Source organism: Kitasatospora sp. NBC_00070 (assembly GCF_045041205.1).
Lineage (GTDB): Bacteria > Actinomycetota > Actinomycetes > Streptomycetales > Streptomycetaceae > Kitasatospora.
In genome coordinates this window covers 7,664,190-7,674,285 of record NZ_CP108247.1, presented here as the reverse complement: position 1 = coordinate 7,674,285, position 10,096 = coordinate 7,664,190, and the positions used below count along the sequence as shown (strand labels likewise).

The following is a 10,096-nucleotide window of genomic DNA, read 5'->3' as shown; positions in this document are numbered from 1 at the left end:
ATCTCACGGACTCGCACCCGCTCTGCCGCCAGCACAGCACGGTGGACATGCACCGCCGGTGCAGCCCGACGACGTGACATCGCCGTAGGACCAAGACTTTCTGACGCGGCACCGGATACCGGCCCTCGGGACTCACCTCGCGGCGTGGATGCAACCGCTCGGCTCGAGCCCGGGAACAGTAAGTCGCCGTTGCCCGCGGACCTCGCACGTGCTGCTGAGCGGCGGCTCCATCTCCACGAGCACTGCGGAAGCCCCAGCCCGCCACTCTCGCTCCTCGATCCGCCTCAGGCACAGCATGCCAGTACACCAACGCAGCTGGATACAGTGTCCGTTGACGCCACATCAGGCTGCAGCGGGAGGACCCCACCTGGCCGTCCCCGCTCAAGCGGTCTCCCTGTGGCGCTTCAAGACGGGGTAGAGCTCCGAGTGCAGTTCCCGCACCTCCCACCACGGGTCGTCGAGCTTCTTCTTCCGCCGCAGCTTCATCTCCTTCACGGTGGGCAGCGGCAGCCACAGCGGGCCGAGATCCTCCTTGTCCCGCACCTCGGCGCAGGCCGGGCACTCCGCCACCTCCGGTCCCGCCTCGATGCGCAGCTCCCCCACGGAGCCGTAGGGGCCGCCCAGTGGCCCCTTGCAGGTCCAGCACGGCGGGCGCACCGCGTGCGCGGCCCGGGCAGCGGCCAGGCCTCCTGGTCCTCCCGCAGGGCCTAGGCGGCCTTGCGCTTCTTGTGGCAGAGGTAGCAGGTCCCGCCCTCGCGGTACGTCCAGTACCCGCCCCTCTTGTGGACGTAGACCTGTTCCCGCACCGGGACATCGCCGCAGTCCACGCATGCCAGCAACTCCATCGCCTCGCGGTGCCGGCGCTTCTCCTGCGCGGCGAGCTCCGCCTGGCGCAGCTCGTAGGCGGCGTGGTCGTCGGAGTTGTCGAGCGCATCGGTCAGCGAGTGCAGACCCTCGCGGCCGTAGCGGCCGCCTGCAGAACCTCGCCTTTACCTCGTAAATCAGCAGGTAATAACACATCCGGCCTTCTGGAACAAGCCCTAGCGGCACGGCGGCTCGTACGCTCTGTCGGGCAGGTAGCGCTGGGTTGCATGCCCGCGGTGAAACGAGTGGCTGTCTGCGCGTTGGGTCCGTAGTGTCAGCGCGTGTCAGTTGATCTCGCCGCCGAACTTGCCGCGCCCATTTCCCTGGCCGCGGTAGTGAAGGGGGCCCGGGAAGTCCTGGGAGCCTTGCTCGGCCTTGGCTCGGAGGCGCCAGAGCTGGAGATCATTGACGGGTGGCAGGTCGCGAACCGTCTCAGGGTGTCGTCGGGACGGCCGATGTCGGCCGAGGAGTGTGCCGGCATGCTGATCGGCGGGCGCATCCCTGCGTGTGAGGGCGAGAGCGCAGGATCGCTCACCTTCGAGGTGGGACTCGTGGGGGTAAGGACCGCGCCTACCTGATGGTGATCGACCTGACGGCCTTGCAGGACGAGAAGCCGGGTGTGCAGGTGGTGGTGAGCCCGACGCGGACCTGTGTGGGTGTGGTGCTCGCAACGGCTGTCGCGCTGAGCGCGGCGTCCGCGAGCGGAGGCAAGTTCGTTGACGAGGAGATCGTCATGCTCGACCGGGTCGCTCGGGACCCTGCCAGATTCATCGAACTGGCCCACCTAGCAGATACCTCGGGCGACTTCGGGGCGCGGTGTGAGCAGTTTATGCGGCAGTTTCCGAGTCTCGATGGTTGGCCAAGTCAGCGATCCGCCGACGATGGTCTGTAGGTCAGCGCGCGGCCAGCCTTCTGGAACAAGCCCTAGCGGCACGGCGGCTCGTACGGACTGTCGGGCAGGTAGCGCTTCCACTCCTGCGGGGTGATGGGGTCACCGACCGAGTCGCAGATCTCGCCGATGGCCCGCTCCGGGTTGGTGTCCCACAGCTCGAGACCTGTGGAGGCCCTGACGATCGCGAGGAACTCGCCGTCCGGGGTGAACTGGAGCGCGTAGGCGGCGCGCGAGGATGCCGGCAAGTACGAGCTCCGCCTGGGATTCCTCGTATCGGTCAGGTCCCAGATCTCGGGACGCTCGTCGTCGCCGATGGCCCTCCTCGCGGTCAGGATGAGGTGGGTTCCGTCGGGGCTGAAGGCGATCGGGCCGCCGTCGGTACCCACGGAGACGCGGGAGAGCTCCTCGGTGAGCTGGTCTCCCTCAACTCGCCACAGCCTCAGCGTGCCGTCCCTGTCATAGCCGACCAGCAGCTTCCCATCCGGTCGGAACGCGATCGAACCTGAGCCGGCCCCGGTCGGCCGCGCCCAGCGCTGCCGCGGGTGCTCGGGGTCGGTGAGGTCCCAGCTCTCCAGCTCGTCGGCCCGTACAGGCCTGGTGGCGTCCTTGTCGGCGAAGGGGCTGTCGGTGAGCAGGAGCGACTTGCCGTCCGGTGAGAAGTCGAGCTCCGTAGCCGACGCATCGATCCGTGCGACCTGCCGTGGATGCTCCGGGTTCGTGATGTCGAAGACCCGTACCACTGGTGTCTTCGGGTTACTGTCCCTGAAACCGTTCATGTCGGACACGGCCAGGACAGGTGCGGTGGGACTGAAGGCGATCGCTGCCACACCGTTGTCCAGGTCCTCGATGGTGGCCAGTGGTGAGGTGCCCTCCGGCGCCGTTGTGCTGCGCAGCCGCAGGCCGACAGTCTGCTGCTTCTTGCCGTCCTTGCCCGTTTCGCCGTTCTCGTACAGCTCCCCATCGGCCAACAGGCTCCCGTCGGGGCTGAGGGCGATGCCTCCCACGGTGAACATGTCGGGAGCACGCGTCCGGCTGAGCACCGTCGCGTCGTCCTCTGTGACGTCCAGGAGGTAGTTCAGGCCCACGCCTTGAAAGGCGACCAGCTTCCTCCCGCCGACTACTCGGTAGTCGAACTGGCCACCGGTGCCGGGTACGACCGGAATGACCCTGTCCGCGCCCAGCTGGGCCGAATTGTTGAGGGAGGAGACGCGCACCCCGCGGGTGGTCGCCTGCAGCAGCCGCTGCGGATTGGCGGGATCGAACAGGATCGTCCCCGTTTCTCCGAGGCTCGACTCGCCGCCCGAAGCCCCGGCGAGAAACGCCTCGGGCCGACCGGTCTTCTGGTAGATCAACACCTGCCAGGTGCCGCCGCAGGCCCCGACGACATACTCACGCTTCGGACTGAACACCAAAGAGTTCAGACCCTCGATACAGGAGTGCCCCATCTCTTCGTCCGCACTGTCGTCGATCCTCTGTGGCGTGTCTGGCCTGTCCAACCGCCACAGCCCCGGCACGTCGCCGTTCTTCCGGGCAACCGGAGCCGCAAGCACTGTCCCGCCGGGATTGAAGGCCACCCGATGGAGCGGTCTCGGGTTCCCGAGATAGCTGCGGTCGTAGTGCACCCCCTCCAACTCGGCCACGCGCTCAGGGTCTCCGGAACCAGCCGCCTTCCAGACCTGGATGCGGCCGTCCACACTCATGCTGGCGAGCAGGTCTCGCTCGGACGACACCGCCAGCGAGTCCACCCGTGCGGCATGACCGCTCAGTGGGGCAAGAGCCTTCGGCGTGGCCCGGTCGCCGATGTCCCAGACCCGGATCTCACCTGTCGACAGGCCGCCGTACAGTGTTCTGCCGTCCGTGCTGAGGGCGAGCGCGTGCACGCTGTGGTCCAGCTGCGGCGCGGCGGTCTGTGCCGGATGGCCCGGATCGGAGAGGTCCCACAATCGCACCCACGCCGTCGTCGGCTGCAAATCATCGTAGGTGACCGCCACGAGCGTTCGGCCGTCCCGACTGACCGCCACCGGGCCGACCGCACCCGCTTCGAGGCGGGCGGAGCCCCCCGGGAAGCGCAGCTCGACCGCGTCTCCGACGGAGATCGCGAGAATGCGCCCGTCGCCGCTGTAGGCGAGGTCCTCCGCTGGCTTCTCCGCGTTGATCACCCCGGGTGTGCGCCGGCTGTTGAGCAGTGCGCCGCGCCCAGCGTCCTTGTCCATCCGGTACGAGACCAGGCTGAGTTGCTTGGCCAGGCCGGGCCGCTGTTCGCGGAGGTCCTCGGCCTCGGCGGCGAGGTACCGGGCGAGGTCGCGCTCACCTGCCCGCTCGGCTCGCTGCTGAAAGCTCACCGAAGCAACCAGGCCCGAGGTGGCGAGCACCACCAAGGCCAGCAGGGTCGCCACAGCGACCCGGGTCCGGCGCGCACCCCGGCGCTCCTGCCGCCAGGATGCCTCCACGAACTCGGCGGCCCCGGAGCCTGGTTCGACCTCTCCCGCCGGCAGTGAAGCGGTGCGCTCCCGTACCGCGGCCAGCCTGCTTCCCCGGTAGAGCAGCGAGGAGTCCCTCCCTGCCCGTTCCCATGCCCTGGCGTCGGCTGCGAGGAGCTGGCGGGCGCGCAGCCGCTCCCGGTCCGCGTCGACCCACTCCGCCAGCCGGGGCCAGGCGCGCAGCAATGCCTCGTGGCTGATCCGGGCGGAGTCGTGGTCGAGAGTCAGCAGGCGGGCCCGGGTGAACCGGTCGATGGCCAGTTCTGCGGCCGACGTGTCGGGCAGACCGTGCAGGAGCGCCGAGCGGTCCGCGGGCTGCGCCGTGTCGGCGGAGTCCTCCCCCACCCGCACCAGCCGGGGCAGCATGAGCCGGATGGCCTCCTGGCCCTGCGGGCTGAGTCCGTCGTATGTGTGCTCGGCGGTGGTCTTGATCGCCTCCGCGATGCCTCCGGCCGCACGGTACTGGGCGACGGTGAGTCGCGATCCGGCGCGGCGTAGCCAGGTCGCCCACAGGACATGGGAGAGCAGGGGCAGCGCGCCGGCGGCCGGTTGCCGGTCGGTTGTCGCGCCGAACTCGTGCAGGATCACGTCGGCGAGACCATCGTCGAGGACCAGCCCGGCGGCGGCCGCCGGGCTGTCGATGGCCGCGCGGAGTTCCTCGGGGGTCATCGGATCGGCCAGCAACTGGTTGTCGCGCAGTGCAGCGAGAAGTTCGGGGTGCGCGGCGGCCTGGCCGTAGAAATCCGCCCGAAGCGCGAGTACCACCAGGGCCCCCGGCAGGCCCGCTTCCGGGGGCCGGGACAGCGCCGCGACTGCCCGCAGGAACGCTGTGCGCTCCGCCGGGTCCGGGCACAGCGTGAAGAGCTCCTCCAACTGGTCGACGATGATGATCAGCCGCTTTTCCGGTCGGCCGGCCAGTAATCGGCTGGCCGTCTCGGCCGCAAGGTCCGGATCCTCCCGGAGGAGGTCGGTGGTGTCGGCGCCGGGGGCAAGCTGCTCCGCCAGCCGCCGGAGCGGGCTCCTGCCGGGGGTCAGGCGGAGCGTGAGCCAGGAGGTGGTGCCCAGCAGGCCACGCTGCCGCAGTCCGGCCGTGAGACCGGCGTTGAGCAGCGAGGTCTTTCCCGAACCGGACGGGCCCACCAGGACCAGCGGGCCCGGCTCGTCCGTCCCCGCCGTCTCCGTCAGCGCGGCGAACATCCGCTCCGTCATGCCGTCGCGCCCGAAGTACACGTCGGCGTCGTCCGCCCCGAAGGCATCCAGGCCCAGGTACGGGCACCGGCCGGGTGTGGGCACCTCGTCATCTGCGAGCACCGCTGGCTCCGGCTGTGCGGGCACCGCCGGGTTCGGTGCGATGACGAGCTGCCCCGAGCGGTCCCCCGCCTGGCGTCGGGGCAGCGGCCCCTGACGTTCGCTCATCGTCCTGAAGACCCCGTCGAACAAGGCGTCCAGGGTCAGCTGGCGGAGCCCGCGCGGATCACCGTGCGCCAGCACCTCTAGGAGGGCGCCCGTGAACGCGGTGTGTACAGCGTCGGGTGGTGCGAGGGCCAGCTGCTCGGCGGACCCCATGAGGTACATGCCGTGCGCGGGCGTCATCGCGAACGCGGGCAGCGACGGCCCGCCGCCCAAGGACGCCCGTCCGGAGAAGCAGCAGTCGAGCACGACAACGACGGACGACGCCCGGCTCGCCTCCAGCGCCTGCCGCAGCGAGAAGAACGACAGCGCCTGGTGCCCGGCCATCCCGGCGGTAAGGCGGTCGGTGCCGGTGGCCGCCAGGTACAACTCACCGTCCGGTCCGAGCAGACCGTGCCCTATGAAGTAGACGAGCAGGACGGTGTCCGCCCGCTGCGCCTCCTCGGTGACGGCCCGCGCCATCGTCTGCGCATCGGCCGGGTCAAGCAGCACGCGCAGGCGGTCGGGCCGCACCCCGCAGCGTTCGATCAGGGCTGTCCGCAGATCCCGGCAGGAGGTAGCGGCTGCTGGCACCGAGGTCAGCAGGGGCCCTCCATGGGTGGCGGTCGCCACCAGCAAGACCCGTACCCCGGCACCTGACAGGTTCGTCACGGCAGCTCCCGCTGCTCAGGATCTGCCGCCCCCTCTTGTTGTCGGCTCAACAGGTCGGCGACTTCTGCCACCTGCTGCTGCAGCGCGAGGGTGTCGAGCCCGGACACCCGCTTCGCGTCCAGCTCCAGTGAACTGCTGTCTGGGAGCGTCACCTTGATGTGCACGTCTCCGCGGCGCGTGCGCAGCCAGGCGATGAGACCGGTGGCGAACGCACTCACCGCCCCGGCCGGCCCCAGGGCGACCGACAACGCGTCGAGCACCGGCCCCAGAGTGCCGGCCACCGGCGGCCGCTCCACCCCTGCGACCCGACCCCGCAACTCCTGGGAATCAGCCAGCCAGTCCCGAAGCGAACGGAGGTGGTCCTCCCGGTCCGCCCCTTCCGCGATCACCGAGACATCCATGATTCCCCCGTCCCGACCGCCAGCGATACCCGGCCGTCCCTTACGCCCCTGAGGTTAGCGATGCTCGCCGCCGGGGTCGGGCCGGTCAAGGCCCGTTCAAGCCGTTCGCTCCCAGTCCTTCAGGACACGGCAAGCCCCGACCTTCTCGGGCTGTTCCTCGAGCCGCACACCCGCCCCGCAAATGTCGGCCGCCTTCCCGAGGCGTGACAGGATCGGAGGCGCTCCTCCCGCACACCATTGCCCGCGGGCGGGGCGCCAACGTGGCCGGCTGCCACCTGCTTGCACCAGAGTCCGGCGGCCGGCCGGGACACCGACGGCGGGCCCCGGACGTGACTTGGGTTCCAGGAGTCGTCGCAACATCCCAGCTCAAGGGGTGCGATGGACTTCGAGATCCACAAGGACAAGGCGTTCCCGGGCCAGCGAAGGCTGACCCGGGAGCAGGCGGCATACTCCCAGCTCATGCAGCAGGGGTACAGCAACACCGAGGCGTGCCGAATCGTCGGCATCAACCGCAGGACGGGCAACAGGTGGCGTAGCGGCCGCAGCAGCGAACGGGGCCGGAGGGCGGTGCCACCGATCGACTCGGTGGTACCGCCCTCCGGCCCGTCGCGGTACCTGACCGAGGACGAGCGCGTTCACATCGCCGACCGGCTGCGGGAGAAGGCGACGATCCGGCAGATCGCCGCCGAGCTCGGCCGCAGCCCGTCCACCATCAGCCGCGAGGTCCGGCGCAACCGCACCGTGCTGAACGACTGCGGCTCCTGGTACTACCGGCCGCACGCCGCCCAGCGCCGCGCCGACGCTCGCCGGCCCCGTCCCAAGCGACGCAAGATCACCTCCAACCCGGAGCTGCTCGACGCCGTCCAGGCGATGCTCGACCGGTGGTGGAGCCCGGAGCAGATATGCCACTCCCTACGAGCACGGTTTCCCGGCCGGCCGGAGATGCACGTGGTCCCGGAGACCGTCTATCAGGCGCTCTACTCCCGGGACCACGGCCAGTTGCGTCGTGAGGCGGCCCGCGTCCTGCGCTCTGGGCGGGTCCGCCGCAAGCGCCGCCGACAGTACGGCAGCCGCCAACCGCGCTTCAGCACACCGATGGTGATGATCAGCGAGAGGCCGGTCGAAGCCCACGATCGGGCGGTGCCCGGCCACTGGGAGGGCGACTTGATCATCGGCAAGGACAAGAAGTCGGCGATCGGGACCCTGGTTGAGCGCACCACCCGCTACGTCATGCTCTTGCACCTGCCGGAGGACCGCGGCGCCCAGGCCGTTCGTGACGCCTTGGTGGACACCGTCGGCTCCCTCCCGGCACGGCTGAGGAGATCCCTTACCTGGGACCAAGGCGCCGAGATGGCCGCTCACGCCTCGTTCACGCTCGCCACCGGCGTCCCGGTGTTCTTCTGCGACCCGGCCAGCCCCTGGCAGCGCGGCTCGAACGAGAACATGAACGGCCTGCTCCGCCAGTACTTCCCCAAGGGCAGCGACCTCTCGGTCCACGGCCCCGAGTACCTGGCCGCCGTCGCCGACCAGCTCAACGGGCGCCCCCGCAAGACGCTCGGCTGGGACACTCCGGCCAACCGTCTGCACCAGCTGCTCGCGGCCTGACCAACTCCGTTGTGATGGAGCAAGGTAGTTTGCGAGTGCCGTGACCGAGAGTGACATGGTCTTCGGCGAGGTGGTCGAGGGGCGGGAGGCCGCCGACGCGATCAGGGCCCTCGCCACGGGTTCCCAGGGCGACCACCAAGACGGCGTCATCACGAACGCTGCGGTCATCGGGCAGGGCCCCAGCCCGCCGCCCTCCGGCACCCAGAGGGGGCAACCGAAGGATTGAGCCGCTCCAACCTGTCACTTCACCAGTGGCTCGACTGGCCAAGTGCCCGTTGAAGGTCCAAGGCACGCTCCGCAGCCGTCGCCCCGATCTCCCGCACCACATCTGACCGGTACCACCTGAGACACACCGCAGTCTGGCGAACGCGAATCAGCACCCGGGCGACAGTGCGGCAGCTAGCCTGACCATGACCATGATGGACCGTCAGAAAGGCCACCCATGCCGCAGTTTTCGTTCGCCAAGGAGGCCGGACCGAAGCTGGTCGACCTCCTGACCTCCGACAGCACCAACGCCGAAGAGCAGCTCAAGAAGCACATCGCGAACATTGGCCTGGGCGACCCGAACATCTCGGCGACAGTCGAAGGTGACAAGGTCATCCTCAAGGGTGAGGTGTCGTCGCAGGAGGAGCGCGAGAAGATCGTGCTCGCCATCGGGAACATCGCCGGTGTTGCGTCCATCGACGACCAGCTGACTGTCACCGACCCCGTTGCACAGGCATCCCGGTTCGTGACCGTCGTCAGCGGCGACACCCTGCCCGCGATCTCCCAGCGCGTGTACGGCAGCCCGAACAAGTACCTCAAGATCTTCGAGGCCAACAAGCCCATGCTGGCCCACCCGGACAAGATCTACCCGGGACAGCTGCTCCGGCTCCCCGACTGACCGCCGCAGCCCGTCCGAGGTAACGACCGTGGTTGCCGTGGCCGTCAGCTCACCGAGCCGACGGCCACACCTGTCCCTGAGGCATACGTCTGGCGGTTCGGTTGCGGGCCCTCGCCCGGAGGCCAGGCCGGCGAACCGGACGGGGTGGGTCTGGAACGCGATTGCGGTGTCGGCGCGGCGGGCCGACCGGCGCGCGGCTACCTCGTTCGGGTGAGCGTCCCGCCCGGAGCCACTGACACACGCTCCGACCACACAGCAGCCCCCACTTCGCCGTGAAACGGCGAAGTGGGGGCTGCTGCTACCGTCCGGGAAGACAACATTGACCGCGTGTTGCGACGACCGCTGGAAACCGCCTGATCGCCGTGCAGGCACGTGAGGCAACGTGCAGGCCAACGATCTCAGGGGCCTTACTACCGCCGACGATTTCGCCCGGTCAGCCACAAGCCGAGAATGGCAATACCGACCAGCAGCGACACCACTCCCAGAGCGCGGAATACTCCACCGGTTCCCACAGTCAGGGCGATACCCGCGGGAATGAGTGACACCACCAGCGCCAGGTGGCGGGCATCGGTCAACCGCCCCGTGGCTTTGCCGTCCGAACCGTACTCGTCCATATGCCAAGGGTCTACGGGCGGCCACGGACCCGCAACCGTAGTGGCACCGGCCGCCGGACCGCGCAGGATGCCGGGCTGCTCAGGCGCGGAAACGTGGTGTCGGACGAGAGGATCGCCGGCCTGGCAGTGATACGACGAGCCGATGACGCTCGTCGAGTACGCAGTCTGGAAGGGCATCGACTGGGAGCCCACCCAGGCCGAGGCGTCCGCAGCGGACCTGGTGCTGATCGCCGATGCCCTGGGCAGCACCGTGGAGCAGCTGCTCGCCGGCGACTTCCCCGGCGCGACGGCCTGAC

At 69.4% G+C, this 10,096-nt stretch carries 11 protein-coding genes; 6 read left to right on the top strand and 5 right to left on the bottom strand.

The features are described 5' to 3' along the window. Positions 1–381: 381 nt before the first annotated feature. Positions 382–603, bottom strand: a complete 222-nt coding sequence (locus tag OHV05_RS34935; RefSeq protein WP_405021330.1) for a hypothetical protein — start codon at positions 601–603, stop codon at positions 382–384. Positions 604–707: 104 nt separating this feature from the next. Then, positions 708–845, bottom strand: a complete 138-nt coding sequence (locus OHV05_RS34930; RefSeq protein ID WP_405021329.1) for a hypothetical protein — start codon at positions 843–845, stop codon at positions 708–710. A gap of 300 nt (positions 846–1,145) precedes the next feature. Here OHV05_RS34930 and OHV05_RS34925 point away from each other — a divergent pair, with 300 nt between their 5' ends. Both OHV05_RS34925 and OHV05_RS34920 read left to right on the top strand, forming a co-directional pair. Further along, the gene (locus tag OHV05_RS34925; protein WP_405021328.1) at positions 1,146–1,442 is read left to right on the top strand and encodes a hypothetical protein; all 297 of its coding nucleotides are present in this window, start codon (positions 1,146–1,148) and stop codon (positions 1,440–1,442) included. Next, positions 1,442–1,756: a hypothetical protein gene (locus OHV05_RS34920; RefSeq protein WP_405021327.1), complete on the top strand. Its 315-nt coding sequence runs from the start codon at positions 1,442–1,444 to the stop codon at positions 1,754–1,756. The genes OHV05_RS34925 and OHV05_RS34920 overlap by 1 nt, the downstream gene beginning before the upstream one ends. A 32-nt stretch (positions 1,757–1,788) precedes the next feature. Here OHV05_RS34920 and OHV05_RS34915 read toward each other — a convergent pair whose 3' ends face one another. Next, the gene (locus tag OHV05_RS34915) at positions 1,789–6,297 is read right to left on the bottom strand and encodes an AAA family ATPase (protein ID WP_405021326.1); all 4,509 of its coding nucleotides are present in this window, start codon (positions 6,295–6,297) and stop codon (positions 1,789–1,791) included. Beyond that, positions 6,294–6,698, bottom strand: coding sequence for a hypothetical protein (locus tag OHV05_RS34910; RefSeq protein ID WP_405021325.1), 405 nt, complete (start codon positions 6,696–6,698; stop codon positions 6,294–6,296). The genes OHV05_RS34915 and OHV05_RS34910 overlap by 4 nt, the downstream gene beginning before the upstream one ends. A gap of 459 nt (positions 6,699–7,157) precedes the next feature. Here OHV05_RS34910 and OHV05_RS34905 point away from each other — a divergent pair, with 459 nt between their 5' ends. From OHV05_RS34905 to lysM, 3 genes are all read left to right on the top strand, one after another. After that, on the top strand, positions 7,158–8,303 hold the full coding sequence (locus OHV05_RS34905; protein ID WP_405021606.1) for an IS30 family transposase: 1,146 nt from the start codon (positions 7,158–7,160) through the stop codon (positions 8,301–8,303). Positions 8,304–8,343: 40 nt separating this feature from the next. Next, complete coding sequence (locus OHV05_RS34900) at positions 8,344–8,529, top strand: hypothetical protein (protein ID WP_405021324.1); 186 nt, start codon at positions 8,344–8,346, stop codon at positions 8,527–8,529. 216 nt (positions 8,530–8,745) lie between these two features. Next, positions 8,746–9,186 carry a peptidoglycan-binding protein LysM gene (gene lysM, locus OHV05_RS34895; RefSeq protein ID WP_405021323.1) on the top strand — a complete coding sequence of 147 codons (441 nt, stop codon included), beginning with the start codon at positions 8,746–8,748 and terminating at the stop codon, positions 9,184–9,186. Between the two features lie 410 nt (positions 9,187–9,596). Here lysM and OHV05_RS34890 read toward each other — a convergent pair whose 3' ends face one another. Beyond that, entirely contained in the window at positions 9,597–9,800 is a 204-nt protein-coding gene (locus OHV05_RS34890; protein ID WP_405021322.1) for a hypothetical protein, read from the bottom strand. Positions 9,801–9,942: 142 nt separating this feature from the next. Here OHV05_RS34890 and OHV05_RS34885 point away from each other — a divergent pair, with 142 nt between their 5' ends. Continuing rightward, positions 9,943–10,095, top strand: coding sequence for a hypothetical protein (locus tag OHV05_RS34885; protein WP_405021321.1), 153 nt, complete (start codon positions 9,943–9,945; stop codon positions 10,093–10,095). Position 10,096 lies beyond the last annotated feature (1 nt).

Bases quoted from the DNA above. Each gene is read 5' to 3' on its own strand.
- OHV05_RS34890 (WP_405021322.1), bottom strand. From the start codon at position 9,800: ATGGACGAGTACGGTTCGGACGGCAAAGCCACGGGGCGGTTGACCGAT.
- OHV05_RS34930 (WP_405021329.1), bottom strand. From the start codon at position 845: ATGGAGTTGCTGGCATGCGTGGACTGCGGCGATGTCCCGGTGCGGGAA.
- OHV05_RS34910 (WP_405021325.1), bottom strand. From the start codon at position 6,698: ATGGATGTCTCGGTGATCGCGGAAGGGGCGGACCGGGAGGACCACCTC.
- lysM (WP_405021323.1), top strand. From the start codon at position 8,746: ATGCCGCAGTTTTCGTTCGCCAAGGAGGCCGGACCGAAGCTGGTCGAC.
- OHV05_RS34920 (WP_405021327.1), top strand. From the start codon at position 1,442: ATGGTGATCGACCTGACGGCCTTGCAGGACGAGAAGCCGGGTGTGCAG.
- OHV05_RS34905 (WP_405021606.1), top strand. From the start codon at position 7,158: ATGCAGCAGGGGTACAGCAACACCGAGGCGTGCCGAATCGTCGGCATC.
- OHV05_RS34885 (WP_405021321.1), top strand. From the start codon at position 9,943: ATGACGCTCGTCGAGTACGCAGTCTGGAAGGGCATCGACTGGGAGCCC.